A 24,592-nucleotide genomic window follows, 5' to 3' on the forward strand; every position below is an offset into this window, starting at 1 on the left:
TCAGGGGTTTCCTTTCTCAGAGTGCCGCGCCGAGAGCGACCTTGACGATCTCGACCTGGATCAGCTTGGCCGCCGGGGACAGCCGGACGGACACGTCGACCTGGACCCGGTTGTCCGCTGCGGTCTCGGTGCTGTTGTTGGTGGCGTCCACGAGCACCCGGTATCCGGGGTCGAGCTCTTCGCCCTCGGAGTCAGTGGCGGCGTAGAAGCCGTTCTGGTTCGCGATCGGGGACAGGATCGAGGTGACGGCGCCCTCGATGTCAGAGAGCAGGTGGCCGCGGCCGTCGATGGTCTCCCAGACGAAGGGCTCCAGGACCCGCTGGATCTGGACCTTCAGGTTGTTGAGCACGTCCCGGGCGGAGAGGAACTCGAAGTTGTCCCGGTCGACCGCGAGGGACGCCCAGTTGTTGAGGTAGATGCGGGACCCGTTGGTCTGAATGCCGTTGACGTGTGCCTCGTCCAGCTGGTCGTTGAGGTCCGCGCTGATCGGGGTGGCGGTGCCCACGACCCACCGGGCGCGTCCTCGCTGCACACCAGCGGGGATGGACCAGAACTGGCCGGTGGAGAACGCCCGTGCCCGCAGTGCGGCCACGAATGCCTCAGGGGACACGACCCGGGACGCGTTGCCGTCCGGGATCGTCACGTGGGGGAAGAACAGTCCGGCGTACTGGCCGTCGATGCTGGACTGCAGCTCTGCGGCGAGGCTCTGCACCTCACCCAGGGTGGCGTCAGCATCAGCGGACAGCAGCGCGATCTTCCGGGACGAGGATGCGTAGTCGGCCAGCTGACCGCCGATGACGTCGGCCGGGTAGCCGGGCACGGCCACGGCGCCGCCCTCTCCGTCGGTTCCTGCCTTGTGCAGGGCGTCGATGACGTCCTCGGTGCCGATGGACTCCCGGTCGTCGTCTCCATCCTGCAGGTCGAAGTCTCCGGTCTCCAGCAGCAGAGACCCGCTGTCCTCGGTGAGGCTGGTGATGGTGACCACCGTGCTGGTGGCCGACCGGGTGACGAGCTCCTCGACGCTGTCGATGCCGCGCCATGCGGCCAGCACCTCGTCGTCGCCGTCGAGGATCTGGACGGTGTAGGTCTCGTCGTCCTGCTCAACCCGGACAGACCACTGGTTCGCGAACCCGCCGAAGTCGTTGGCCTGGATCCGGGCCACCGGCTCCTGTCCGCCGCCCTCGCCGTCGTCGGGGGTGAGCAGGTCCACCGAAGCGGCGGACGCGGCCGGGCCGACCACGCGGGAGACCAGCAGCTCGGAGCCGCCCTCCTCGAAGAACAGTCGGGCGGCGTCGAACAGGTTCCCGGCGTAGGGCGCCCGGTCGCCGTAGAGGCGGGTGTAGGTTGCGAAGGATCGGACGGTCACGGCCCGGCTGGTGGGGCCCTTCTCTGCGAGTCCGGCCAGGTGAAGGATCCCGGACGGGGTCCCGGTGTTGGTCGGGCCGCTGCGGACGCCCGAGGTGAGTTCAACGCCAATGCGTCGTGCCATGGTTTACTGCTCCTTCTCGGATGTGTCGGCGTCACCGGGGCTGGTGGCCGTCTGGGTGGACGTCTCCCCGTCCACGGGGGAGTCAGTGGTGTTCTCCTCACCGGCCGGGGTGTCCCCGTCGGTGAGGAGATCGCGGATGTCGTTGCGGCCCAGCCCTTCGAGGTCCGTCTCGGTGAGCCCCTGGGTCAGCGCGTAGGCCTCCCACTCGGTGCGGGGAGCGTTGCCAGCCGGAGCGGCCACCTGGCTCGTGGTGCCCTCAGCAGGCTCGTGGGCCTCCACGCCGGTGACCGGAGCCTCCTGGGTGGGGGTGACGTCGATGAGACGACCGGCGGCCACCAGGCGGGCAGTCACCGGGTCTCCCGGGTCGGACTCGGCCGTCTTGTGCGGGGACAGGACCCGGCCGCCCTGGGTGAAGACCAGCGCCCCGGGACCGGCATTGTGGACAAGGATTCGTCGGCTCATGACCCCAGGCTCACCGCCACCACCGGGCGGGTGTGGGACGGTCACCCCTCGTCGTCCATCACCCGGGCGTCAGACTCCACAGAGGTGGCGGGCCCCCACGGGACCTGGATCGCCGGGGTGAGCTCGGTCGTCTTCACGTGGAAGTGGTTCCGGCCCTCCATCAGGTACCGTTTGGTCTCCGGGTTCTGGGACATGCCCCCGACGACCTCCTGCATGTCGTCCACCAGGATGCGGGCACCCTCGTCCCCGGCCTTGATGAGCAGCTTGGTCTGGATGAGGATCGTGCGGACCACCAGCATCAGCCGGTACCGCTGCAGCTCCACGTGCCGCTCATCCCGCCCGACCACGTGGCTCACGATGACGAACGGGTACAGCCAGTCGTGCTCGTCATCCCCGCCGTCGACGCTGGCCGCCCGACCGGTACGGCGCAGCGGTGTGTCCTGGGAGACGACCATCCACGTGGGGAAGGTGCCCTTGGCCACCACGTCCAGCCAGGTCGGGTGGATGTTCTCCCCAGTCGGGACCTGGATGGCGCCCGCCGGGATTCCCAGCTGGGTCTCCACGATGCGGGCGGCTGGTTCGCCCCGGTCTCTGAGCAGCCGCACCAGGGCGGTGGCGACACCTTCGTGGCCGATCATGAGGTCACTCCTTCGAATGCGTGCCGGTGCAGCATGGACCCGTACCGGCGGATCTCGCCCCGGGTGGGCTGGTTGATCATCGGGCGGCGCGGCAGCCCTGCCCCGTCCTGGTGGTATCGGGCGTAGGGCACCTGGGTGCCGAGCACCATGCGGGTCTGGTCGATGTGCTCCACACCGAAGGGCCGGCTGGACAGAGAGTCGCGCAGCAGTCCGGTGCGGGTGAGGATCGGCTGCCCTGGGTAGTGGGCTTCCTTCCAGGCGGCGTAGGCGGGGGACAGCGGGGTCCAGAGCCCGTAGACGGCGCCGGCGGTGCGGAAGTTCTCCCGCTGGGTGTTCGCGAAGTCATCAGCGATCTGATCGAACAGGGGCGCCAGGTTGCTGACGTTCTCAGCGAACCGGTCCAGCAGCAGGGAGAGCTTGTCGAACCCGTCGCCGCTGATGTCGAGCATGGCCGGCATGAGGGTTCACCACCTGTGCGGAGTCTCGGCACCGGGAGACCGGCTGGACGCGTCTGGCCGGTGGCGCAGGTGGCCGGTGTTCTCCCGCACCCACGGGTCCGTGAACACCACGGGCGGGAATGCCGCGGCCGCACGGGCCCCGGCGGTGTCGGGGGTCTCGTCCTCGTCGCCGTCACCGATGCGGGAGTCGAGGGCTTCCTCGAGGTCGTCCAGGCCCTGCCGGTACCGGGTCCACAGCACGTTCCCGTAGGAGCCCTGGTCGTTGACGCCGGCCCGCTGCGGGTAGACCGCGTCGACCAGGTAGGCGGCGGCTCCGACCTCGACCACGGTGCCCATGGCGATCTCGAACTCGTCCCGGGCCGACTGGGAGAGCCGGGAGCGCCGGTGAAGCCGGGTCGAGACCATGGCTCCGACTCGGCTGATCCATGTGGTCACGTTCTCCAGGGACACGCGCCGGCCGATGTTCGGCTGCGCGGTGCCGTCCCAGACGTCGTTTCCTGATGCCGGGTCTTGGACGACGGCGCCGCCGTCGACGCTGAGATGCACGTCGGCCTGGGATGCCACCGCCACCACATCGGCGACGGAGACACCCCAGGCCACCGTGGAGTCCTGCTCGGACATGCTCAGACCGCCCGGAGGATCCCGGCCCGCACACCACGGGCGAGCTGCGCCCCGGTGACCGTGATCGTGTCACCCTTGCGGGCGGAGGCACCGGCCCGGGCGTAGATGTCCGCGACCACCTGAGCCTGCACCCGTGCGTCAGCGTCCACAGGCGTCTCCGGCGCCTCCTCGACCGGGGCGTCCGTCGGGGCCTCCTCGGCAGGGGTCTCCTGCGCCTGGGGCTCGCCGGTGACGAACCGCGAGAGCAGCGGGTCAGCCCCGCCACTCTCGGCGGGAGGGTCCTGGTCAGCATCACCCCCAGAGCCGCCGTCCTGCGCACCATCGCTGATGGCGGTGGTGTCTTCGACGGTTGACGCGCCCTCAGGCTGCGCCTCGGCGCCGGCTTCCACCGTCTCCTCCACCTGGTCCTCAGCCTGCTTGGCCTTGGACGCCGTGGTGCTCTTCTGGGTCGTGCTCTGCTGGGTCTTCCTCTGCCGTGCAGCCATGCTGACCAGGCCCTCCTACGTCTGTTCGAATCAGTTGCGGAATCCGGTGATCTTCACCGCGGCGAGCGGGTCGGTGATGATCGGGACGATGTGCCTCCACGCCTGGACGACCTCACGCTGCCGGTCGTTGTCGGTGAAGGTGTTCACCTGCAGCCCACCGCCCGAGTCCCGGACAGACCCGACCACGCCACGCTCGAACGCGTAGATCGTGCCCTGCGGGACCGAGGAGGAGGTGATCCACTCGAGGCCGGCGATGCCGTCGATGTCCCCAGACAGGGCCGGGTTCAGCTCCCGGCTCTCTCGGGGGAACTGGTCGCGGATGTCACGGGAGAGCAGGAAGTCCTGCTTGTCCAGCGGGTTCACCAGGGCGAGGTTCGCCTGGTAGGTGAAGTCCTCGTCGGCTTCGACCACGGCGGCGGCGCGCATGATGTCACCCACCGGGTCTGCCCCGGACTCACCCCAGGCGGTGCCGACTCCGAACGTGCGCACGTTCTGGTTCGCGACCAGGGCATCCACGGAGACCTTGTTGACCTTACGGATGACCTTCTGCCGCAGGATCCGCAGCTTGCGCTGCATCGTGTCCCACTCGTTGAAGTTGATCGACTCCCAGGTCATGTGGTCGGCGCCACCGTACTTCTGGACCTTGGCGGTCTGCGGGGTCACAGCAGCGCCATCCAGCAGCGGGAACTCGGCACCGGGGGCGATGGCCTCAGCCTCACGCTCGCCCTCCACGAGGCCGGTGACCTCGTCGTAGACCACGGCACCGTTGTTCGCCGGGCCCTGCGCGAACGCGTAGTCCGCGATCGTCGCCCGGTTGATCAGCTCATCGAGGTCGCGGCGGATCTCGGTCGGGTTGGAGATGTAGTCCCGCAGCTTCGGCTGAACCTTCGCCGGGGGGTAGAAGCCAGTGTTAGGCATTTGAAGTGGTTTCCTTCCAGGTCAGGTTCACTTGAGCAGGATCGGGGCGTCGGCCCCGGTGGCCGCGTTGGCGACGGCGTAACCGACGACGACCGCTCCCTCGGAGGTGGGAGCGACCTGCCCGTCAGCGCCGACGGACACCTCGGTGCCGGCGGTGATGTCATCGGCGGCGGTCACGGTGACGACACCGGCGACGTGGACGTGCACGTTGTCGCCGTCCTCGACGTCGTGCCCTGCGACCCCGAGCACGGGGTCACCGGCTGCTGCGGGGGCGATGTGGGGCAGGGTTCCGCGGCCACCCGGCGCAGCGGTCACGAACCGCTTTCCGGTGATGTCCTCGGTGGCGTGGCCGGTGATGTCCTGGCCGGGCTTGAAGAACGGTGCAACGGTGTTGGCAGGCATCAGCGGGCCTCACTCTCAGTGGTGTCGGTGGGAAGCCCCAGCAGCTCTCGGCGGGCCTGGCGCTGCAGGCGTGCGACCTCGTCGTCACCGGAGGCCATGACGGCCTCGTGGGTGCCGACCTCGGCGACCGGGATCGTGGGGGACAGGTTGGACAGGAACTTCTCGGCGGCCTCCGGCGCCTCGGAGAACAGGGCGCGGACGTTGGCCTCTTCGCGGGGGCTGATCTTCCCGGCGCGCTTGGCCGCGGTGATCTGCTCGTCCACGTGGCTGGCCTGCCGCTCCGCCTGGATGTCGGAGAGCTGGATCTTCATCTCGGCGTGGTCCTTGAGCAGCTCCTCCAGACGGGCCTCGGAGACCTGCACGGTGGACGGTGCGGAGGCGGCCACAGGCTGAGCGGCCGGGGACTGCTCGGCGGGAGCCTCACCGTCACCCTCCTGACCGGTGTCGTCGGCGGGGGTCTCACCGTCGGCGTTGGCCGTGCCGGTGTCGCCGCTGGTCGTGTCGTTGGCCTCGAACGCCTTGTTCACCGCCTCGACCACCTTCTCGGCGGTGGCGTCGGCGGGGAGTCCGAGCTGCTGGCGCAGACCCTGCTGGGTCTCTTCGCTGAGCATGGGGGTTTCTCCTTCGGTCGCGGGTTCCGCCACCGGCTCGGCGGCGTCCGTGGCACCAGGATCAGAGGCCCGCGCATGCTGGTGTGGGACGGTCCCCGCACTGACCTGGCTCGCGGTGTCGGTGACGGGCTCGAAGGTGTGCCGGGCGACCACCTGCTCGGGGTCTCCGGTCCAGACGACCTGGTTCCCGTCGACCCGGTACGGACGCTGGAAGGTGCCCACCCCGGTGGGGGTCTCGATCTCGTAGAAGGCGTGGGTGTCGTCCCAGTCGATGAGGTAGGGCCACATCACATCACCGGCCACCTCGAGGGACCTCACGGCGGCGCGCAGTGCATCGTCCAGCTCCTGCTTCGTCATCTCACCAGGCAGAGACGCAGCCACCTGCACCCGCTCGCCCCCGGAGGCATGCACCAGCCGGCCGGTGATCTTGTCGCTGAACGCTGTGTGCACCTCGGCAAGGTTCTTCACCGCCGGCGGGGTCGCACCCAGCAGCGCCAGACCCGTCAGCACCGCCGGGTACTGCTCAGCCACATCGCCCTGCTCGTCCTTAAGGACCATGTTGAACGTGGCCTCCATGGACCTGTGCGGGTAGGCCGAGGGCAGCTTCTCCACAAGATCGGCAGGCGCGTTCACCCAGTCGGCCAGCAGGGTCGTCTCGTCGTCGGAGACCTGCAGGTTGGTCAGCTGCCCGTAGGCGGGTGCGCCGTCGCCCCACTCGGGGTTCTCCACTGCGGCGTTGACGTGCCCGATCTTCACCACTGGCTTCGGGAGCCGCCCAGACTCGGCGGCCTCCACCATGTGGTGCAGGTCCTCGGCGGTGACGGTGAACTCGCCGGTGCCGGCCTTGTGGGTGCCGACCTTGACGATCTCGATTCCTGTGACGGTCGTGTAGTCCATGCCCTCAGGGTCATTCCCCCATGGGGCCGGTTGGGGGACGGGGTCAGGAGCTGCCGAACAGGAAGATCAGGGTGCCCCTGCACCGGGCGCCGCCGTGGCAGTTGATGTGCGGCCCGTTCGGGTATAGCTGCCGGGCTTCTGCCAGGGACGCGAAGTCTCGGCCGTCGACTTCCTCGCAGGCGGGGCACTGGTTGCCGTCCATGATTTCGGAGGACCAGATCTGATCTGGCTCCAGCTCAGGGGTCTGCTCGACGGTGTCGATCCGGCCTTGGCCGGCGGTGGTCTGGGTGGCTTGGCGGGCCTGGTCCCGGGACCCGTCGATCCTGATGTCATCGAGCACCCGCTCGACCTCGTCGGGCGTGATCTGCGGGCGGGCGAGGGTGGCCTGGTCGGAGAGGTCGTCCTCGATCTTGCGGGTGATCCGCCGCCACGGGTGTTGCGCCACAGTGGCCGCCTGCTCCTGGAACGCCTCGACCGGCAACGCGGCGGGAGACAGGGCACTGGTGGGGACGCCTTGCCTCTCGGCTTCCTCGATAACCCTTCGCCCACCGGCCAGGTAGAGGCCGGCGAGGATCCCCGCGATCGCGAGACCCACCCGGGCCTCGGACTCCTGCACCTGGTCGGGCTGGTCGGTAGTGAGCCGGTGGATGACCTCGTGCGCCTCAGCCGGGGACCGCGGCTCCCGGTCCTCGCCGAAGATCTCCACCAGGATCAGGGACTTCACCTCGGTGTGCAGGTCCTCGAGCAGGGCGGTGGCCTCGTCCACTGCGGTGTCGAGGTCGTCCTCGATGTCGGCGAACCGTACCTGGGCGGTCAGCTCGTGGGCGAGCAGGGCACGCTGGGCGACGCTGGGGGATCGGCGTTGGGCCTGCTCGTCGGTGATCCGCAGTGTCTCCTGATGCTCAGCAGCTAGCAGCACTGTGAGCAGTCGCTTCTGGTCCAGGGTCACTGGCGGTCACCTCGCCGCCGGCGCCCCTGGTAGCTCTGCAGCAGCTCCGCGATCAGCTCATCCACCCCAGCCAGGGCAGGCTGCGACGCCGCGACCGGGGTGCGCTCATCCGCGTTGAGGCGGGCGGACTGGACCGTGACCGGCGCCATGCCCGTGTGCGGGAGGTCCCCGAGACCGGCGGCCTGTGCCGAGGCCGCCGGTTCGAACCCGGCACGGACCAGCGCGCCAGCGGTCTCCGCGTTGTCCGCGGTCTCCGACGGCACCCGGGAGGTGTCCGCGTCGGCGGGGGGCAGCCCGGATCGGGTGCGCACCCAGGACTCCAGGTCATCATCGGCCCGCACCACGCCGCCGCTGACCAGCTGCACCAGGGCGTCGAGTGCGATGCCCTGGGCGGCTTTGAGGTCACCAGGGGTGATGGTCGGGTAGGGCTCGTCGGGGCCGAAGTTGTACTCGACCAGGTCGCGGACGATGTGCTCGGTCGCGGTCTCGGCGATGCTGTCCGCGAAGGCCTGCACGCTGTCCATGAACACGTCCCGCAGCGTCTCGCCCAGGGACCGGGCGCCAGCGTCGTGGCCGAGGTCCAGGAACATGGCCAGAGCTGATCGGGCGATCTCCTGGTCGTGGTACTTGATCCGCTCGATCAGGTCCACGGTGGACCCCTGGACGCCCTTGATGCTCAGGCTCATGCCCGTGGGTAGGGCTACCCCGGCGGACTCGCCGGCGCGCAGGGAGGTCGCGATCGCTTCCGCCCGGGCCCGGTCCTCGGCGTTGTCACGGTCGTAGGTGACCTCAGGGATACCCATGCTGTTCCGCTCGGCGGCCTGGGCGTCGAGGCGGATCAGGACGTCCTTGATGAGCCAGTGCTTATACGCCTGCCGCAAGATGCTGCGCCCGGACCAGTCGGCGCCCTCCATCCGGTGGGTGTACATCACCAGCCGGTCCACCCCGATGCTGATACCCCTGCGCCCCGTAGCCGGGTCTGCTGTCTCCTGATGCACAGCGACCAGTCCACCGTCCGCGCCGGTCTCGATCCGCTGGATCGTCCTCGGCAACCGGGGGGCCAGCTTCCGCAGATGCACCACCTCACCGGTCACGCCCTGATCCGCACGAGCTGGACCGATGCTGTAGACCTGCTCGAACGGCATGAACCCGGCCCAGAGCATGTGGCAGGCCTGCTCGACATGCGCGGTCCAGGAGATGCCCTCCCGACGCCGTCGGGCCCGCGCCTCACCTGGCGCGGGTAGCCCCAGCTCGGAGCGCACGAACTGCGCCACCTTCTCATCCACCCCTTCGGCGTCGAGCTGCCAGTCGGCCTTCACCACCGGCAAGGTGAGCGCGGAGAGCACCGACCCGACGTGCCCGTCCTCGGACCGCATCCGATCGAACACAGCGATGCTGCGCGGGAACTGCAACTCCCAGGACCGCTCCAGCGGGTCCACCTCGAACGTGCTTTGCCCCCCGGTGTGGGGGTTCCAGGACGGGCGGATACCGCCGGGGGTGCCTTGCTCATGAGTCGGAGGAGTCGCCATACACCCCACGATCCGGCCGGTCCTCGCCCCGGTGTGGGACGGGGCGGCTCAGAACGCAGCCTGCCCCAGCCCGGCCGTGAGCGACCTCGCCCCCGGGGAGACCGGCAACTGGTCTGCAGCCTGCTGCTGTTCCTTCGCCGTCAGAACCCGCTTCCCAGCCAGATACATCAGCCCGTAGCGGAGGCTGTCCGCCAGGTGATCCTCCGCGGTCGTGTCCACATCTTCTGGCCGCTTCTGGTCCCGGGGAAGGGCCGGCAGGGTACGGATCAGCTCCACGCAGTGGTCATGGACCAGCAGCCGGGGGAGCCCGTCCTCACGGATCCGCAGGTGCTCGTCCACGAGTGCCCACCCGTTGACGCGGGCGTTGACCGCCTTCATCGGGGTGCGGCCCAGGACCTGCTGGTAGGCGTGGGCGGGAGTACCGGGGGCGGGCTTGTCTGGGTTCAGGGACTTCGCAGCCCCGGCTGTGGACCTGTTCCACATGGACGGGTCACACACCACCGGGATCTTCTCCCCGGAGCGGGCCTCCTCGTCGGATGACAGGTCGCGGATCAGCTCAGCCTGTTGGGCGGGAGTGAGGTTCTTGGCGTAGGCCTCCCTGTAGACGACCACCATGTCGTCGGTGAGCTTCACCAGCCACACGGCGGCGAACGGGGCCGCGTGCCCGTAGTCCACGGCGATGACCTTCTGCCCGGTGCTGATCGGGACGGGCAGCTGCTCTGGGCGGATGACGTGGGCGCTGGCCCGCCAGTCCTTGAATCGGACGCCTTCCAGAACGTCCCAGTCGCCGTCGCGCAGAGCCTTGCGCTGGGTCTCGGGCAGGGCGTTGAGCATGTCGATGTACTCAGGGTTCACGCTGGGGTTGTCGGTCACCCTGGAGGGGATGTAGCACCGGGTTCCGGGTCGGGGCTCATCCGGGGTGGGGGTGGTGCGGAAGATCTTCCCCGCGGGTGCAGGGTCCACGAAGCGGGCCTTGATGAAGTGATGGCCGGGCCCGCCGGGGTTCGCGGTGGCGATGATCCGGGGGCGGAGACCCAACTCTCTCATCCGCTTCTGCACGGCCCCTGCGGCGCGCAGCCGGGACTTCATGTAGAGGTACTGGGACTCGGTGAAGTGAGTGGCCTCCTCGAACACGCAGAGCTGGTACTGGGCGCCCTGGTACTTGAGGACGTCGTCCTTCCGCTGGAGGTGCCCAAGCTCGATGATCGCCCCGTTGGCGAAGGTCCAGACGTGCTTGGAGTGGTTGTAGGTGGCCAGCCCCTGGGGGATCTCTTTCTTCATCTCTTCCTCGACGGAGCGCTGCAGGTCGGGGAAGGTGCGGCGGAAGATCACGGTCCGGGAGTCGGGCACCTGGACGGCGAAGGAGATGGCCTCCGCCCGCGCCCAATGCGACTTGCCGCCGCCGGCCGCCCCACCGAACAGCAGCTCGTCCACCAGGACGCTGTGGGCTTCGGCCTGTTTGGGGTGTGGGGTGTAGTCGTACCGGAGGGGGCCTCCGTTCACTGGCCGCCTCCGTCGGCGGGGATCTCCACCTCGACCTCGGATCGGGTCTTGTCCACGACTGTGCCGTCGATGATGACCTGGATGTTCCCGTTGGAGCCGAGCTGCATGTCTGCCTGCTCGTCCAGGCCGAGCATCTTGGCGCGGCGCTCCTTGATCTTCACGATCCGGTCGACGGTCTCGAGCACGGGGAACAGGTCCCGGCCGTGCAGGATGGTGAAGTCGGCGTCGAGCACGGTCGGGAGCAGCTTGTGTTCGAGGGCTTGGAGCTGCAGGAGCTCGCGGGCGCGGATCTCCTGGATGGCCTCGACGTTCTGCTTCACGTGCTCTTCCAGGGCTTGCTGGACGAGGTTGTACGCGGATGCCTTGGACTTGTAGCCCAGGGTCTTGGCGATCTGGTCGTAGGTGTGGCCGTGGGCGAGGAGGTCGAGGGCGGAGGCTTTGCGCTGCTCCATGGTGGCCTTGTCTGTGCGGCGGCGGGCTGCTCCCATGTCGGTGGCTCCGTTCGGGGTCGTGCGGGTTGTCTCGGTGGGTTCAACCTTGGACCTGTGCCGGGCGATGGTGGGGGACGGGATGACCCCCACGGTGCTATAGTTGGTGTGTCATGAGTGCACCAGATGAGATGATCACCCTCCCCGAGGTGGCTGAGGCCATCGGGATCAGCGTCCGGTCCCTCCAGGTCGAGAAAGCCCGGACGGACAAGCGCCGCCGCGACGGCAAGCCTGGCCGCCATGACCTGCCACCCTGCGAGGGCCGGGCTCCTTTGCCTGACCGGTTCCGGTCTGACTCGCCCCGTGGCCGGAAGGACTCGGCGGCCTGGCGTCGCCGCACGATCGAACCATGGATCCAGGAGCGAACATCGAGGAAACGGCAGCGGCACGCAGGGTGACCGCGAACGGGGGTGGACGGGATTTCCGCAAGGACGGGGCGCGATCGATCATGGCCCCAGGTCACTGATGCCGGCTAGAGTGGCATCAAGTTTCGGGCTTCCATGATGACAAGCACTAGGCCTCATTGCTGACGCCCAGACAACGAGAGTGCTCAACAGGAGGGCATCAAATGTTGCATAGGCCTCTGGACTCGTCGCGAAGTTGTTCTTCGTCAGCCCTGCTACTTTCTTTGGCAGTCGTTGGGTCTGTTCTGGTGGCAGGATGCGGTCGTGAAAACGACGTGCCTAGTGAACCGGAACCACGAGACTACGACACGACTGCGGATGACTTCCCCATCGAGACAGGTGAGGACTCTGGGTGGCTTCCAACCGAAGAGTTCGAAGAGATGACAGCGCCCTCCGGAGCTGAGTTCTACTACAGTCTCGCTGAGCGAGGGTTCACGCTGGATGATGCGGATGTCATCCAACCGGGAGTGGACCTGGAAGTTGCCGAGCAGATCGGAAGCAATTTCATGAGGAGCATTGACTCTGACCGAGGGTGCCTTGCGCTCGAGTACTCTCTGGATGAATGGCTACGTGGAAACGATCCCTGGGTCGCGCTGGACACCTTTTACAGCGGCATCGATCAGCGATTGCCGAATGGGTACCCGGAGATGGAGCTAATCTACGCGTCCGAGTATGAGTGTCGCGACATGGCACATCACCTCCAGTAGCGCGATCTGCGGGCGGATTCGCAGTGGCGCTTGCTTATCGTATGCGCCGAGTCCTGCACTGCAAATCATGCTGCAATCTCAGCTCTGGCGGGCAGCGTCTCTTTCTGGTGGGCGGAGGAGGGCTGAACACGCTTCAGGCCGGCGGCCTTTCGTGCCGCTTCGGACAGCACCCTCGCCTGTCGGGACTTCCGCCGGCGCCGCCGCACATCAGCCCGGGTGTCCAGTGTCGAGTCCCGCGGGTCGCAAACCCTCGCAAGGTGTGACGGGTGCCCGTTGGCCGACAGCACAGGGGTGCCCCTGCGGCCCGGCCTGTCACTCTCGGCGTACTCGTGGGGGTCCGCGTGGGGGAGCAGCTGGTCCAGGCCGCTGATGGGCTCCTGGATCACCTCCGCGGCCAGCGCCACAGCCGGATTCCTGCTCCCGGTCTTGGATGCCATGGCCCGGGTGAGCGTGGTGGTCTCGGAGTCGAGGAGGCCGGCGTCGCGCAGGTCGTGGAGCGCGGCCCGTAGGTGGGCCTGCCGGTCGTCGGAGAGGGTACCGGTGGTGTCGCCGAGGCGGGCGGCTGCCTCGAGGGTGATGGTGACTGCTTCCGCGACGACCTCGGCTGGGTAGATGGTGAGGGCGGGGTCGCCGAGGTAGATGATGCCGATGCCGTCGCAGATGAGGCAGTCGGGGTCGATGAGGTGGTTCTCGCGGTGTGTGCAGGCGGGGCAGAGTTGGCGGGATGTCACGGGGTGCACCTCACGAAGCCGGGTTGTGTGATCCGGTTCAATGGTACCGCCTAGACTCCATAATGGGGTCTTGTTGACTCCGCGTGTTTAGTTCTTCCGCATGGAGAGTTTCCTCAGCCGCAGGGACCAGCCAGAGACGCCCTCGACCTCCTGGTGGTCCTGCCATCCGTTGGCCCGGGCGGCGTCCACGAACCGTGCTACCTCGCCGAGAGTGAGGCACCTCTTGTTCTCCACGATGACCTGCACCGGGTCATCGTCGGGTGGGAAGAGTGGCGGTGTCGGGGCGCGCCGCACCGCGGGGGCAGGAGCCTGCTGCAGGACCGGCTCAGGTTCTGGGGCTGCCACGATCCACGCCCGCACGTCCTCGGTGTCCAGATGCGGGGCACGGGCGTACTCCACCTGGGTCTCCCGGTCCCGCACGTTGGCCCCGCCCAGGGTCTCCTGCGCGACGTCCCGCACCTCACCGTCCAGGGGACCACCGATGAACTTGTCCTTGAACACCTAGTCCTCCCTCGTCCTCGTGCGCGGCTGGTCCCGGTCCAGCTCAGCCTGCACGGCGCTGACAGTCCGGCCAGCACGCCGCGCCACCTCCTCGACACTCACGCCGAGGGACAACAAGTATCGAACATCAGAGCTCATCGTCTTCATCTCCTCAATCGACGGTACTAGTCGGTCACTCAGTGGCATTCCTATATCACGGGGATGGAACCGCCGAACTGGCCCAGCGCAAGCAACATCTGGCCTGCGATGATCTGAGCCGAGGCCTCCCCAGTGATCTTGAACGCGCCCTGCTTCACCTTCCCAACCCAGCCCTTGACCCGATCTCCAATCGTCCTGCCGTCGGCCTCCACAGCCTCCCGGAGCTCCGATACCGCGTCGTTACCTAGGCCAAGCTCCCGAGCCACCCTCAGGAGGCCGTCCACGTCTCCTGGGTTTACCGTTACGTCGATGTGCTGCGCTTGATACACGTGCCCGGTCGCTCCCTGGTACACGTGCTGGATTGTCAAGTTGTTGACCCGCTCCGGCATGCCCGGCCCGGCATCGGCCAGGCGCGGCCCATCGTCCGCTGCCCCGTCCGGCGGGAGCTCCGACTCGATACCGAGGCACAGCTCGAGTGCGGTGGTGCGAATCTGGTCCACCACGCCCGTGACGGTGGCCGGCGAGAGCTCCTTCTTCACGCTATCCAGCACGTACTGCGGCGCAGCGGGCGCTCTGCCATCGTCGCCCCACCGACGCAGCTGGTTGACCGCGTGCATCCCAATCTGAGAAGAGGGGCCCTTGTCCTTGCCCGCCCACTCGGTGATCTCGCTGGCCGCCTGGGTCAGTTGCTCCTTGAACAGGCTGTCTCGGAACCCATCATCATTGGGAACATCGGTAGGGGAGATGTAGCGGACATCCTGCCCCCGTCCGTACAGGGGGACGAAGGTCATAGAAATGGCGGCGCGAATATCCTTCCTGTAGTGGGGTAGCCGTGGTGGTTCGTCCCCGTAGCCGTGGAGCTCGTTCGCCGCCCACTCTTTGAGTTCGGCCGATCCGATCCGGTGGCCGACGGTGAGCAGGTTCCTCAGAACGGTGGTGAGGGGCGTGCTGTCATCGTTCGCGGCTTGGATCGCCTGGTCCAGGATGTCTCTCACGCCCACACCGCCCCGTCAGCGTCCAGCCCCCGGCGGGCGCGGTCGGCGTCCCAGTCCGTCATCCGCTTCTGCGGTCGGATCAGCTCCAGGATCACCTGTGCCGTCTCGTGGGCCAGTGGCTCCTGAAGCTGGTCCCAGTATCGGAAGAACCCGGCAGTGAGCGCGATAGGCCGGGGGAGCCGCCGGTTCGAGATAATGTCGTTGATGTTCTCCTGGAACTCCTGCGGGGTCAGCCACTGCTCATCGAAGATCCGTTTCGGTTCGTAGCAGTAGGCCTCGACGTAGAACTCCAGGAGCGGGTCGAGCTTCTTGGTGTGGATGAGGTATTCGAACGCCTCCCATGCGGGGTCGTCCTTAGGGCGGGCTGCGTGCTGCCGGCGGAGCCGGACCGACGCGATAGCCACCGCGTCCTCTCGGGCGGTCTGGGAAAGCATGAGCTCGGACATGTTCCGTGCTTCCTCTCATCGTTGCGAGTGACCAGGGCTGTGCGGGCCCTGGATGAATCCAGGGTACGTGCTGGGTGGGACACGTCGTGAGGTTCTCCACAGCTCTCGGAGCGGCGTCGACGGCTCCTCATAGGATGGCGGGACATCACACCCGGCACCTTGGAGGGACACATGTTCGAGACCGTCGCGAAGTGGCTGCAACCTCTTGAGCCATTGGACCCCGTGGCAGGTCCACTCAGCGCGCTGGCGGCGATCTTCACGGCTATCATCGCCATTGGGGCTCTCGTCCGAGCCGTTCGCGACAGTCACGAGCGCACGCGGCCCATCGTCGTCCCGTACGCCCAGATCGGCCCGTCTTTCGTTCACGGCGCGCTGTACCTGGTTGTCAAGAACTTCGGCGCGACTTCGGCCCGCGACGTGCGTGTGACGATTGACCCGCCGTTGCCGAAGTTCGAGGAGGATGAGAACTCACTGCCGATCCGTGATGCGTCTGCGAAATCCATGCGGCGACGTTTCGAGGAGCCGACGCGGGTGCTCGCTCCGGGACAGGCGTTGGCGAACATTTGGACGAACCGTGAGCTTGAGAATGAGGAGAAGAGGCACCGGGATCGTCATGTCAAGACGGCCTCGAAATCCGGCGATGGCGAGGCCACCGTTCCCAGAAGGTTGGAGTTGCCAGTCGCGCCCGATGAGTTCACGGTCACGGTCAAGTACCAGGATCCCACTCGTCGGGACTGGAAGACCGCCTGGTTCGCCAAGAGGGTGTATTCAGAGACGGTGTCCCTCCGCATGAAGGACTATGACTGGGAGACCAAGCAGAATCCGGGCGACGGCAATAACGTGGAGAAGCGTCAGGCGAAGGCAATGGAGGCTGTGGCCTGGGAGCTCTGGGGCCGCTGAGCGACGGTGGCGCTGAGTGGACTGGGCGATAGGCTGAAACGCGTGACTGCCCCTCCTGCCCCTGCTCGCCCGTCCCGCGCGTTCTCTCTGGCGTGGCTGATGGCTACCGCTTTCGTGAAGACCCGCCTCTCCGCGGTCCTGGCGTTTCCTCTGGCGGTGTTGATGCTGGCGCCGTACGCGATCAGGGGCCAGTTGTATGAGACGCCCCAAGGGGACGGGATGGTGATCTTCGGCCGCTACCGGGTGGTGGTCGAGTTCCTGATCGTGGCGGTCATGATGGTGCCGCTGTTCGCGGTGTATGTCTGGATCTTCGAGGTCCACGGGTTTGGTTGGGCAACCACGTACTGGGCGGTGCTCATGTTCCTGCTGCTAGCAGGTGCAACAGCTCTGGGGCAGGGATCCATGACCCTGCCGACTGGCAGGGAGACTCCGCGGGGGCGCCGGTGGCAGGTGGCCGCTTTGGCGCAGCGGCCCGGGACGCGTCTGTCGGCTGTGCAGATGGCTCTTCGCCTCAGGGATACTTTGCCGCCCGGTGCCGTTCTGGTTGCGTCAGCTGCCAGTGATGAGCTGGTGCGGAAGTACGAGCAGCTGGGGTTCACCGAAGGGAAGAACCGTCGGGTCTACTGGATCTCCCCTGGAGTGTGACGCCGCCCGGGGTCAGAACAGCGCAGGCTGTGCGGTACCGTCGGCGAGGCGCACCTCGTGCCGGTCGGGTTCGGGCGGCTGTTCGCCGCGGTTGATTGCGTGCAGGGTCCTGTAGCCGCCGATCCGGTGGAGGGGTTCGGCCCAGCCGGGGAGGGTGCCTATGGCGCCGTCCTTGTGCCGGTCTCCCCTGTCGGCCCGCAGTGACCAGCCCAGGCAGCACCGGGAGCTGTACAGGATCACCTGCGGCGCGATTGCCGGGTCACCGCCGAAACTGGTGGCCAGCAGCCCGGAGCCGCACCAGCAGGTCGGCCAGTCATCCAGGCTGGTGGGCGGGTCGGGCCAGGTGAGCCCCCAGGTCAGCCCGGGGCCGCAACAGTCCTCCCAAGGCGGCCGGGCCATCCCGGCCAGCTCGCCGAGGGTGCGCGGGCCGTGGCAGTCACAGGTGCAGGACCCGTCATCGGGGCAGAGGGTGGGCATGGTGCCTCCGTTCAGAGAAGTTCCGCCACCTGGTGAGTGGGTCGGGATCGTAGAGTTGGATCATGGATCTCTTGTTGCCGATTGATGAGTGGGCCATACCCTTTCTTGCTTCCCTTTTCGGGGCTGGTGTTGGCGGGGTGATCAGCTCTTACTTCTACTGGAGAGAGTCGACCCGGCACCGCCGGACAGACTCTGTGATACTCGGTGCTGACGTAGTAGAAGCCACTTACCGACTGAGCCCAACTGGCGAACTGTACGACCTCCCCAAGCCTCGAGTCGCCGGAACCCGGGCTGCAGACACTCGACGAGTGTCCACTTTCGAGATTCGTAAGGCTCTATTCGCGTTTGCCGCAGTACAGAAGAAGCGCCATCGGAAGATCCTGCGCGCTGAGTTTGAGTTGCTCACTCAAGCGCTGAGGTCATTTCCAAGAGGTTGGACTGTGCCGACCTACTCTCATACACGACGGGAGCCCGGCACTCACCTCATCCTGGCTTTCGGCGATCTGCGGGATGAGATCGTAAACGTGTTCGGGGAGGTCCCTGACATCTCCGTACGATGCCTGCGAGCTCGTCTGCGCGAGGCTCGAGAGAGCTTCGAGACAGCGCTAGCGAAAATCCCAGACGGGTGATCGGCCGCATGGACCGCCGGTTGGCATTGTGTCCCGCGGATAGGATGCGTCCATCTCCGTTTCTCCGTGCTCAATGTGGGGCTCGGGGTCTAGATCTCGGCGGGCAGCCGGATCAGTTCGATGGGGCCGGACGCCGCTAGGGCCAGCCCGTCGTGGGTTGCCGCGTAACCGTCGTGCGCCACCCACGACCAGCCTTCGCGAAGGTCGCTCCGCACGTAGGCGCGATCCACCCAGTCCAGCACCACAGAACCGACGGGCAGGGCGGCCAGCTCCTCGGCTGTGCGGAGGATGATGGGGTGGGTGAGCGCGTGAGCAGCACCAGCGACGAAGGCGTCGATCGCAGATCGCTTGAACCCGCGCTCCACCTCCTCCGCCGCGTCTCGGAGCGGCTTCAAGACGTCATTCAGGTCATTCGGCATCGTCGGTCCTCTCTCGGTAGGGGTTTCGCGGTGAGTCGATTCGGACCCATTGCCCTTCGGCAATGGCGTCATCCTGGCGGTAGCGCCATTCCTCATGGGCTCGATATCCTTTGTCCCACGCTTCGGCCTTGGCGTCACGGACCACGCCCGCCAACCAGCGGTCGAAGGCGTTCCGGTCGATGGGTCTCGGCTCCCCCAGGCGCTCGCGGGGGAAGCATGCCGCGTGCTTGACGACCTCTGTCGTCGGCGTGTGCTCACTCATCGGGCACCACCTTGGCGCGAGTGACGGTGACCTCGCGGGGCCCGGCGTTGGGGGCCTCATCAGGCCAGTTGCGCCTGTCCAGGCGATACCAGGACAGGCCGGTGAGCCGCGCAGCAACCGGCTCGTCCAGCGCACGGCCTCGGAAGTGTGTCACGATTCCGATGTCACCGCGCTGAGGCTCCCACGGCTCCGGCTCAGGATCAGCGGGCGCGGCGGCCAGCAGGACCGCCTGCTCATCGTGCGGGTTGAAGTTGCAGCACTCACCGGGTGCACGGAGGTCGATCGACCCGTCGTCCAGGTGCTCGATGCTCCTGATCTGGATGACGTCTCCCACGGGCTGAGGCCATGCACCGCTCTCCCAGACGACAACGATCTGCCCTTCGCGCAGTTCGTCCGGGGTGATCACACGGGGGACAGTGGTGCGGAGGCGGTCGACTTCACAGCGGAGAGCGCCCTCCCGCATCAGCGTCTCTCCGAGCTTCCGGTGTGCCTCGATCACGTCGTCCCGACCGCGCTCCTCATCCAGCTCGCGGGTCAGCCGCTCGATCTCTGCGCGGGCCTCGTCGCGCTCGCGGATCAGCTGCTCAATGTCGTCCGCGAGCTCCCGCAGGTCGAGCGACGTGTCCCTGATGTGTGCCGGGGTTTTGTCCAGGTTGGTCATGGTTGTCTCCTCGTGGTCCTGATCCGGTGGGTGGCCCATGCGAGCCACAGGCGGAGCCGCCCGCGGCGGCGGTAGATCCTCATCCCTGTCTCCTGTGCTGATGGAAGGCATCGACCTCGCGGGCGAGGACCGCCCGGTGGTCGTCGGGGGTGGTGCCGGGGTCGTGGTGCCCGTTGCGGTCGGGGTCCAGGACGGTTGCCGGGTCACTGGTGCGGGTGCTCATGGGCCGGCGGTGCTCAGTAGGGGCGGTGCTCGGCGACATACCGCGCCTCCAGCGAGCCCGAGGTGAAGGCATCCCTCGCCGCGAACTCTGCGTCTGCTTCGGCGTTGGACCAGAAGTCGTGGCCTTCCCGGCGCTCGGCGTGAAACGTGTCGCCGCATATGTAGCAGCGGTCGGGGAGGAGGTGAGTGGGTGTGGGGCGCATGGTGGGCCTCCGATGGGGTGGTTGGTTGTGGCACTTACTGACACACCAACTATAGCATCTAGTGGAGGTTGAACAACCCCGTACGGGGTGGAGATCACTCCACCCGGAATACCCGGACCCGTGTGCGCCGAGCAGCCGCCGGCGCGGCCCGCTTCACGGCCTGCAGCTCAGTGATCTGCCGGTCATCGGCCCACGCCCACCCGTTCAGCGCGTCGGCGACGAGCTTGCAGAGGTTGTCCACGTCGGCCGACCCGTGAGCCCCGTAGAACTCGAGCTCGAGCCGGTACCGCCATGTCTTGTCGAGGTAGCGGCGCCGCACCGTCTCCGCCCACGCCGTCCGTACTGCTTCCTCGGCGTCGAGGGTGCGGGCCGGTGTGTGGGTGCGGTTCCTGCCGCGCCGGTCCTGCGCCACCCTGGGGCGCGCCTTCGGCACCGGGGTGCCGGGCACCTCGAACTCGCCCAACAGGACGGGTGTGCCGGTGGTGGGTGTGGTCGTCATGGGGTCTCAGGGTGCCCGCAGCCAGTCGGGTCGAGGGGGAGGGCGCAGCGCTGCAGCCACCAGCGGACGGCGGCGGCTGGGTCGTGGTGGCCATCGAGGGTGCGGGCGTCCACCCCTGGGATGGGCTCACCTTCGCGGGTGGCCGGCATGATCCGGGTGGTGACCTTCTCCGGGTCGATGAGGTCGGGCAGGTGGGCGACGGTCAGGTCGGTGAAGTTCGTCCGGGTGTGGTCATGCTCTATCTGGGTGTGGGGTTCGGAGAGCTGGTAGTGCCACCAGTGGGAGGGCCACCCGGCTTCCTGCTGGTGGGGGACGTGGGTGGCGGTGACGGTCAGCAGCGGGGTCATGCGGGTGTCTCCTGGCGGGTGAGGGCCGCGAGAACTTCGGCGTGGCACGGGGCATCTGCCCTGCAGTCGCAGGCGAGCGTCTTGCCGGTGAGCTCGGCGGGGTCGAGTTGTGCGGCCTCGAGCCGGTACGGGAGGGTGAGCGCCTCGTACAGGTGCACGCACTGGGTGCGGGCCTCGTGTTCGGGGTGCCCGTAGCGGCCGGTGTGGGTCTGGTGGAGCTCCCCGGTGTGGAGGTTGATCACGTCCCATTGCCACCTGCCGGGGTGGGGTTCGCCGGCGTCGGGGTGATCGTCACCAGCTGGGCGGGTGGCGAGCCGGCGGCGGGCGGTCCAGGGGTTCTCCCAGGGGGAGCCGCGGCCGACCCAGAGGGTGTCGGTGGGGAGCCGGTGCCGCATGTGGCGGGGCGCGTGGATCCGTTCAGCCATGAGTGCGCCCGGCGGTGCCGGCTCCGGCGACGATGGCGAGCAGCCCGACCGTTCCAGTGATCGCGGCGACGATGAGGAACCGATCAGCACCGGCAGCCCAGGCGATCAGAGAGCCCAGGCTGGTCAGGGTGCAGAGCAGCCCGAGCAGGATCATCAGCGCCTGTGGGCCGGACATCCGGGTGCGCGGGCGGGGGCGTTCATATGGCAAGGGTGTAGTCCTCCTTGGAGTCGAAGGCTCGGAGCGTGGGGCCGTGGCCGATGAGGTACAGGACAGCGCCGACGATAGGCGGCAGCGTGGCCCGGTATGCGCGGCGCTGCGCCCAGCCGATCGCATCCTGGTGGGTGGGGTGGTCCCGGATGATGTGTCCCTCTGGGGTGCGGGTGACCCATCCGCGGGTGGTGTGCCGCTCGACCCGCCACCGGGGTGTCCGCTGCGGCGCCATCACAGGTCCTCCTGGTCGACGTAGCCGAGGCGCTGGTCAATCATGCCGGTGATGTGAGCGATGCGCCGCTGATGCTTCTGCCGCCCGGACACGTTGGGGTTCGCTTCGGCGCGGCGGGCGAAGTGCTCGGCCGCCTGCACAAGCTCACCCAGGGTGGGGCCGGTGTCGGGCTTCTCGCCGCCGCCGATCATCCGCTCGAAGAGGCGTTCCTGCATCTGCTCGGACATCGGCTGCCGGCGGGCTGGGTTCGTGTTCCGGTTCATGGGGTTGTGCTCCTTGCGGGGGTCGGGGTGCCGCGGCGGCGCCGGCTCATGAAGCGGGCGAGGCTCGCGGCCGCGGTCCTGATGGTGGGGTCGTCTGATTCGAGCCCTGCGGGTGGGGGTTCGACGGGCTTGGGTCGGGGTGGCCGGGTTCGGAGGTCGAGGCGCTCTGTGCGGCGGACGCAGGTGCGGCAGATGCCGTGGTGGAAGTGGTCCACGGTGCCGGGGGCTTCGGCGATGGTGTACGTGTTGGGGCGCATGGGGCGCCCGCATTCAGCGCAGGGGTCACCGATGGTGATGTTGGGGTGCTTCCGGTAGGTGGGCTTCCCGTGCCGGTGTGCCTTGGCGCAGCGGGAGCAGCGGGTGCTGCTGACCGCGACAACGGTGCCGGGGTGATCCTCGGGGCTGGTGCCGCGGGGGCGGAGTGGCCGGCCGCAGTCCTCGCAGGTGGCGGCGATCCGTCGGACGGCCGGACTCATGACGCCGCCTGCTCTCGGAGGGCGTCGGTCGCGTCGCCGGTGAAGTCCCACCAGACCGGGGCGTCGAACACCCCGAGGCGCGGGTGGTGGAAGGTGATTTGCTCGTCGGGGTTGAGGCCGTGGCGCTCGCAGATGGTGCGGGCCTCGGCCTCGACGACGGGGGAGTAAGACGGGAGGGGGCGGCGCTTCACTGGGAGGCCTCCTCGACGGTGATTCCCACGGCGCGGAGTCCGGCCATGGTGGCTTCCCGGTAGATGTCGTTGAGGCACACGCCGGGCCCATGGACGTCGAAGTCCGCGGTTGCGTTCACCCCGGGGGTGCAGAATATGGCGTCCATCGCCGCCTCGAGCTCTGCGGGGGTGATCGTGTGACGTGGTGGAGTGATCATGCGGCCACCTCCAGCACGTCGGGTTCGGGCCAATCGCCGACGCCGAGCACGAACGCGGCCTCCTCCAGGGCGGCGAGTGTGCGGATGTGCACGGTCGGCTGAGCGCCAGACCGCACCCGGCGCAGCGTCCGGATGGTCAACCCGGACCGGGCCGAGATCTCCACGGTCGACGCGTGCCGGCTGATCCGGGCCAGCAGCTCCGCGGCCTCCCCGGTCGGCACCCGCCGGCGGGCACGGTGTGGGGTCCAGATGCTCATGCTGCGGCCCCCTGGGCCTCGCCGGTGACCTTGATAGTGACGCGGGGCTCAGCTTCCGTGGTGAAGTCCTCCAGCATGTCCTCGTCCAGGTGCTCCCGCACCCGGCCCGTGTCGATCTTCGAGGAGTACAGCTCCGGGGCCTCGGACTCCGGGTAGGACGCCGCCAACGCCCGCGTGTTCAGCCTCGCGTTCCGCGACACCGTCACGGTGAGCGGCCCGACGTCGTGGGTGTGGCCGACGGCCAACGACCGGAAGTGCTTCTTCAGTTCCTCCATGCGGGCGCTGATGGTCTCGTGCTCAGCGGCGAGAGCCGCGTACTCGTCGGCGAGCTGCTCGAGCATGCCCATGTCCGGGCCGCTGCTGGTCGTGGTGGTGGTCATGGTTCCTCCGTGGCTGGGTGTGCTCCTACTGACGACAACAACTATAGCAGTCTGCGGAGGTGATGCAACACCGTTCGGGGGTGGTCCGGCTCCGGCCGGGGTAGCTGGTGGGCGCGCCGTGAGGGGTGCCGCTCTCCGGCGCTGTGCGCCAAGCTCGCAGGCCTTTAAGGGTCCAGTGGGGTGGATGCACCCGAGGCGGGGTGCCAGGCCCGCAGAGCGGCATACGGGGCCGAAGAATCTCCGGAGCGGATCACAAGATCCACCGGCATCGGGGCAGGCGCGGGCGAGGTTCGAGTGTCAGCGGCGATGGGCTGAGTTCGTTCTGGTTCCGCGGAGTCCCTGTTTTCCACAGTTGTGGATTGTTTTTCTCTCGCGCGCTGGTGACCTAGTTCAGTTTCGTAACCAGGTGTTTAAAGGTGAGGTTTATGGGAGGTGGGTGTCGTACGAGAGGTGAGTAGGTCATTTGGGATATTTGAGATATTTGCTTGCCCAGTCACTTCGCTAGTCACCGTGCAAGTCACTGGTGAAGTCACTTCGGAAGTCACTTGCCCAGTCACTTCGGTTCCGCGTCATTCCGGGGATTCGGCCACCTGTGAAGTCACTTGGGAAGTCACTGTCGAAGTCACTTGGGAAGTCACTTCAGTAGTCACTGGTGCAGTCACTCGGGAGGTCACTGTCGATGGTGAGGAGGCGTCTCGGGCCCTCCTAGGCACGCTGCCTACGCTCGGAGATATCCACAGGATTCCTTGGGCATACGAAGACCCCCTCCCACGTGGTGGAAGGGGGTCACTTGCTCAGAGCTCAGAACGCGGCGTCGATGCTGTCAGCTTTCTCCGAGTGCTCCTGGATCGTCCTCATGGCCTCGGGTACCTTGCGGCGGAACACCTCCCAGCATTTCAGGTCCGGCGTCTCGCGGTATTGCCGGCCGAGTTGGTGCAGCATGGCGTCGTAGATCTTGGGGGACTTGATGAACTGGAACTGTGAGGCGAGGCCGGCGGCTCTGTTGCCGTTGCTCAGGTGGTAGTCGTGCTTCATGTAGGTGCGGATCAGGACCTCCGCGTACTTCGTGTCAGCGACCACCAGGCCGGCGTCCTCGAGAATGTGGAGGTCTTCGGTGAGGTCGTCGCTGCAGGCGTCGGGTGCGAAGTCCTCGAACCTGCCGGGCGCCCAGTCCAGTACACCTGTGCTGCGGGTGTGCCGGTAGCTGATGAGCATCAGGTAGAGGTGCTGTGCGCGTCGTGGCAACCGTGTGAAGTCGGGGTCGTCCCAGATGGAGACGTAGATCCTGCGGAAGTCAGGTCCATCCGTCTTACGTGGTGGCAAG

General features: G+C 67.4%; 38 protein-coding genes. 3 read left to right on the forward strand and 35 right to left on the reverse strand.

Translation table 11 applies throughout. The features are described 5' to 3' along the window. Positions 1–16 precede the first annotated feature (16 nt). From ODE13_RS04110 to ODE13_RS04170, 13 genes are all read right to left on the reverse strand, one after another. On the reverse strand, positions 17–1,489 hold the full coding sequence (locus ODE13_RS04110) for a hypothetical protein (protein ID WP_322478091.1): 1,473 nt from the start codon (positions 1,487–1,489) through the stop codon (positions 17–19). A gap of 3 nt (positions 1,490–1,492) precedes the next feature. Continuing rightward, a complete protein-coding gene (locus ODE13_RS04115; protein ID WP_322478092.1) occupies positions 1,493–1,951 on the reverse strand; it encodes a hypothetical protein in 459 nt (152 codons plus the stop codon). 41 nt (positions 1,952–1,992) lie between these two features. Next, complete coding sequence (locus ODE13_RS04120) at positions 1,993–2,589, reverse strand: hypothetical protein (protein ID WP_322478093.1); 597 nt, start codon at positions 2,587–2,589, stop codon at positions 1,993–1,995. After that, positions 2,586–3,047: a phage virion morphogenesis protein gene (locus ODE13_RS04125; protein ID WP_322478094.1), complete on the reverse strand. Its 462-nt coding sequence runs from the start codon at positions 3,045–3,047 to the stop codon at positions 2,586–2,588. Before ODE13_RS04125 ends, ODE13_RS04120 begins: the two co-directional genes overlap by 4 nt. A gap of 6 nt (positions 3,048–3,053) precedes the next feature. Then, on the reverse strand, positions 3,054–3,668 hold the full coding sequence (locus ODE13_RS04130) for a hypothetical protein (RefSeq protein WP_322478095.1): 615 nt from the start codon (positions 3,666–3,668) through the stop codon (positions 3,054–3,056). A gap of 2 nt (positions 3,669–3,670) precedes the next feature. Then, positions 3,671–4,153, reverse strand: coding sequence for a hypothetical protein (locus tag ODE13_RS04135; RefSeq protein ID WP_322478096.1), 483 nt, complete (start codon positions 4,151–4,153; stop codon positions 3,671–3,673). A gap of 30 nt (positions 4,154–4,183) precedes the next feature. Then, positions 4,184–5,071, reverse strand: coding sequence for a hypothetical protein (locus ODE13_RS04140; protein WP_322478097.1), 888 nt, complete (start codon positions 5,069–5,071; stop codon positions 4,184–4,186). Between the two features lie 27 nt (positions 5,072–5,098). Continuing rightward, a complete protein-coding gene (locus tag ODE13_RS04145; protein WP_322478098.1) occupies positions 5,099–5,473 on the reverse strand; it encodes a capsid cement protein in 375 nt (124 codons plus the stop codon). Beyond that, complete coding sequence (locus tag ODE13_RS04150) at positions 5,473–6,981, reverse strand: phage protease (protein ID WP_322478099.1); 1,509 nt, start codon at positions 6,979–6,981, stop codon at positions 5,473–5,475. Before ODE13_RS04150 ends, ODE13_RS04145 begins: the two co-directional genes overlap by 1 nt. A gap of 43 nt (positions 6,982–7,024) precedes the next feature. Then, complete coding sequence (locus ODE13_RS04155) at positions 7,025–7,930, reverse strand: hypothetical protein (protein WP_322478100.1); 906 nt, start codon at positions 7,928–7,930, stop codon at positions 7,025–7,027. Beyond that, positions 7,927–9,369 (reverse strand): phage portal protein family protein, encoded by a 1,443-nt coding sequence (locus tag ODE13_RS04160; protein ID WP_322478101.1) that lies wholly within the window; start codon positions 9,367–9,369, stop codon positions 7,927–7,929. Before ODE13_RS04160 ends, ODE13_RS04155 begins: the two co-directional genes overlap by 4 nt. Positions 9,370–9,507: 138 nt before the next feature. Beyond that, positions 9,508–10,962, reverse strand: coding sequence for a phage terminase large subunit (locus ODE13_RS04165; RefSeq protein ID WP_322478102.1), 1,455 nt, complete (start codon positions 10,960–10,962; stop codon positions 9,508–9,510). Then, entirely contained in the window at positions 10,959–11,450 is a 492-nt protein-coding gene (locus tag ODE13_RS04170; protein WP_322478103.1) for a hypothetical protein, read from the reverse strand. The genes ODE13_RS04165 and ODE13_RS04170 overlap by 4 nt, the downstream gene beginning before the upstream one ends. 652 nt (positions 11,451–12,102) lie before the next feature. Here ODE13_RS04170 and ODE13_RS04175 point away from each other — a divergent pair. Beyond that, the gene (locus ODE13_RS04175; RefSeq protein ID WP_322478104.1) at positions 12,103–12,561 is read left to right on the forward strand and encodes a hypothetical protein; all 459 of its coding nucleotides are present in this window, start codon (positions 12,103–12,105) and stop codon (positions 12,559–12,561) included. A 65-nt stretch (positions 12,562–12,626) separates the two neighbouring features. On the opposite strand, the gene ODE13_RS04180 is transcribed toward ODE13_RS04175, so the two are convergent. The 4 genes from ODE13_RS04180 to ODE13_RS04195 all read right to left on the reverse strand — a co-directional run bounded on the left by ODE13_RS04180 (position 12,627) and on the right by ODE13_RS04195 (position 15,372). Beyond that, on the reverse strand, positions 12,627–13,292 hold the full coding sequence (locus ODE13_RS04180) for a hypothetical protein (RefSeq protein WP_322478105.1): 666 nt from the start codon (positions 13,290–13,292) through the stop codon (positions 12,627–12,629). Between the two features lie 87 nt (positions 13,293–13,379). Continuing rightward, complete coding sequence (locus tag ODE13_RS04185) at positions 13,380–13,793, reverse strand: hypothetical protein (protein WP_322478106.1); 414 nt, start codon at positions 13,791–13,793, stop codon at positions 13,380–13,382. A gap of 188 nt (positions 13,794–13,981) precedes the next feature. Next, on the reverse strand, positions 13,982–14,926 hold the full coding sequence (locus ODE13_RS04190) for a hypothetical protein (protein ID WP_322478107.1): 945 nt from the start codon (positions 14,924–14,926) through the stop codon (positions 13,982–13,984). After that, positions 14,923–15,372 carry a hypothetical protein gene (locus ODE13_RS04195; RefSeq protein WP_322478108.1) on the reverse strand — a complete coding sequence of 150 codons (450 nt, stop codon included), beginning with the start codon at positions 15,370–15,372 and terminating at the stop codon, positions 14,923–14,925. Before ODE13_RS04195 ends, ODE13_RS04190 begins: the two co-directional genes overlap by 4 nt. Positions 15,373–15,543: 171 nt before the next feature. On the opposite strand from ODE13_RS04195, the gene ODE13_RS04200 reads away from it, so the two are divergent. Both ODE13_RS04200 and ODE13_RS04205 read left to right on the forward strand, forming a co-directional pair. Continuing rightward, positions 15,544–16,272, forward strand: a complete 729-nt coding sequence (locus ODE13_RS04200) for a hypothetical protein (RefSeq protein WP_322478109.1) — start codon at positions 15,544–15,546, stop codon at positions 16,270–16,272. A gap of 42 nt (positions 16,273–16,314) precedes the next feature. Beyond that, positions 16,315–16,917, forward strand: coding sequence for a hypothetical protein (locus ODE13_RS04205; protein ID WP_322478110.1), 603 nt, complete (start codon positions 16,315–16,317; stop codon positions 16,915–16,917). Positions 16,918–16,929: 12 nt separating this feature from the next. Here the strand turns inward: ODE13_RS04205 and ODE13_RS04210 are convergent, their stop codons facing one another. The 18 genes from ODE13_RS04210 to ODE13_RS04295 all read right to left on the reverse strand — a co-directional run bounded on the left by ODE13_RS04210 (position 16,930) and on the right by ODE13_RS04295 (position 24,513). Next, entirely contained in the window at positions 16,930–17,394 is a 465-nt protein-coding gene (locus ODE13_RS04210; protein WP_322478111.1) for a hypothetical protein, read from the reverse strand. A 718-nt stretch (positions 17,395–18,112) separates the two neighbouring features. Then, complete coding sequence (locus ODE13_RS04215) at positions 18,113–18,442, reverse strand: hypothetical protein (protein WP_322478112.1); 330 nt, start codon at positions 18,440–18,442, stop codon at positions 18,113–18,115. Then, positions 18,432–18,704 carry a hypothetical protein gene (locus ODE13_RS04220; RefSeq protein ID WP_322478113.1) on the reverse strand — a complete coding sequence of 91 codons (273 nt, stop codon included), beginning with the start codon at positions 18,702–18,704 and terminating at the stop codon, positions 18,432–18,434. Before ODE13_RS04220 ends, ODE13_RS04215 begins: the two co-directional genes overlap by 11 nt. Beyond that, positions 18,697–19,365 (reverse strand): hypothetical protein, encoded by a 669-nt coding sequence (locus ODE13_RS04225; RefSeq protein WP_322478114.1) that lies wholly within the window; start codon positions 19,363–19,365, stop codon positions 18,697–18,699. Before ODE13_RS04225 ends, ODE13_RS04220 begins: the two co-directional genes overlap by 8 nt. A gap of 79 nt (positions 19,366–19,444) precedes the next feature. After that, complete coding sequence (locus ODE13_RS04230; protein WP_322478115.1) at positions 19,445–19,588, reverse strand: hypothetical protein; 144 nt, start codon at positions 19,586–19,588, stop codon at positions 19,445–19,447. Positions 19,589–19,601: 13 nt separating this feature from the next. Further along, on the reverse strand, positions 19,602–19,790 hold the full coding sequence (locus tag ODE13_RS04235) for a hypothetical protein (RefSeq protein ID WP_322478116.1): 189 nt from the start codon (positions 19,788–19,790) through the stop codon (positions 19,602–19,604). 94 nt (positions 19,791–19,884) lie between these two features. After that, a complete protein-coding gene (locus ODE13_RS04240) occupies positions 19,885–20,289 on the reverse strand; it encodes a RusA family crossover junction endodeoxyribonuclease (RefSeq protein WP_322478117.1) in 405 nt (134 codons plus the stop codon). Then, positions 20,286–20,636, reverse strand: coding sequence for a hypothetical protein (locus ODE13_RS04245; protein WP_322478118.1), 351 nt, complete (start codon positions 20,634–20,636; stop codon positions 20,286–20,288). Before ODE13_RS04245 ends, ODE13_RS04240 begins: the two co-directional genes overlap by 4 nt. Continuing rightward, positions 20,633–21,061: a DUF4326 domain-containing protein gene (locus tag ODE13_RS04250; RefSeq protein WP_322478119.1), complete on the reverse strand. Its 429-nt coding sequence runs from the start codon at positions 21,059–21,061 to the stop codon at positions 20,633–20,635. The genes ODE13_RS04245 and ODE13_RS04250 overlap by 4 nt, the downstream gene beginning before the upstream one ends. Further along, positions 21,054–21,269, reverse strand: a complete 216-nt coding sequence (locus tag ODE13_RS04255; protein ID WP_322478120.1) for a hypothetical protein — start codon at positions 21,267–21,269, stop codon at positions 21,054–21,056. Before ODE13_RS04255 ends, ODE13_RS04250 begins: the two co-directional genes overlap by 8 nt. Further along, the gene (locus ODE13_RS04260) at positions 21,259–21,504 is read right to left on the reverse strand and encodes a hypothetical protein (RefSeq protein WP_322478121.1); all 246 of its coding nucleotides are present in this window, start codon (positions 21,502–21,504) and stop codon (positions 21,259–21,261) included. Before ODE13_RS04260 ends, ODE13_RS04255 begins: the two co-directional genes overlap by 11 nt. Then, positions 21,504–21,767, reverse strand: a complete 264-nt coding sequence (locus ODE13_RS04265) for a hypothetical protein (RefSeq protein ID WP_322478122.1) — start codon at positions 21,765–21,767, stop codon at positions 21,504–21,506. Before ODE13_RS04265 ends, ODE13_RS04260 begins: the two co-directional genes overlap by 1 nt. Continuing rightward, positions 21,764–22,243 (reverse strand): hypothetical protein, encoded by a 480-nt coding sequence (locus ODE13_RS04270; RefSeq protein WP_322478123.1) that lies wholly within the window; start codon positions 22,241–22,243, stop codon positions 21,764–21,766. Before ODE13_RS04270 ends, ODE13_RS04265 begins: the two co-directional genes overlap by 4 nt. Then, the gene (locus tag ODE13_RS04275) at positions 22,240–22,434 is read right to left on the reverse strand and encodes a hypothetical protein (protein ID WP_322478124.1); all 195 of its coding nucleotides are present in this window, start codon (positions 22,432–22,434) and stop codon (positions 22,240–22,242) included. Before ODE13_RS04275 ends, ODE13_RS04270 begins: the two co-directional genes overlap by 4 nt. After that, complete coding sequence (locus ODE13_RS04280) at positions 22,431–22,631, reverse strand: hypothetical protein (RefSeq protein ID WP_322478125.1); 201 nt, start codon at positions 22,629–22,631, stop codon at positions 22,431–22,433. The genes ODE13_RS04275 and ODE13_RS04280 overlap by 4 nt, the downstream gene beginning before the upstream one ends. Beyond that, positions 22,628–22,888 (reverse strand): hypothetical protein, encoded by a 261-nt coding sequence (locus tag ODE13_RS04285; protein ID WP_322478126.1) that lies wholly within the window; start codon positions 22,886–22,888, stop codon positions 22,628–22,630. The genes ODE13_RS04280 and ODE13_RS04285 overlap by 4 nt, the downstream gene beginning before the upstream one ends. After that, on the reverse strand, positions 22,885–23,268 hold the full coding sequence (locus ODE13_RS04290; RefSeq protein WP_322478127.1) for a hypothetical protein: 384 nt from the start codon (positions 23,266–23,268) through the stop codon (positions 22,885–22,887). The genes ODE13_RS04285 and ODE13_RS04290 overlap by 4 nt, the downstream gene beginning before the upstream one ends. An 801-nt stretch (positions 23,269–24,069) precedes the next feature. Next, positions 24,070–24,513: a hypothetical protein gene (locus ODE13_RS04295; protein WP_322478128.1), complete on the reverse strand. Its 444-nt coding sequence runs from the start codon at positions 24,511–24,513 to the stop codon at positions 24,070–24,072. Positions 24,514–24,592: the final 79 nt, after the last annotated feature.

The sequence above is a fragment of the Nesterenkonia sp. HG001 genome, assembly GCF_034438835.1.
In the GTDB taxonomy this organism is placed as follows: Bacteria; Actinomycetota; Actinomycetes; order Actinomycetales; family Micrococcaceae; genus Nesterenkonia; species Nesterenkonia xinjiangensis.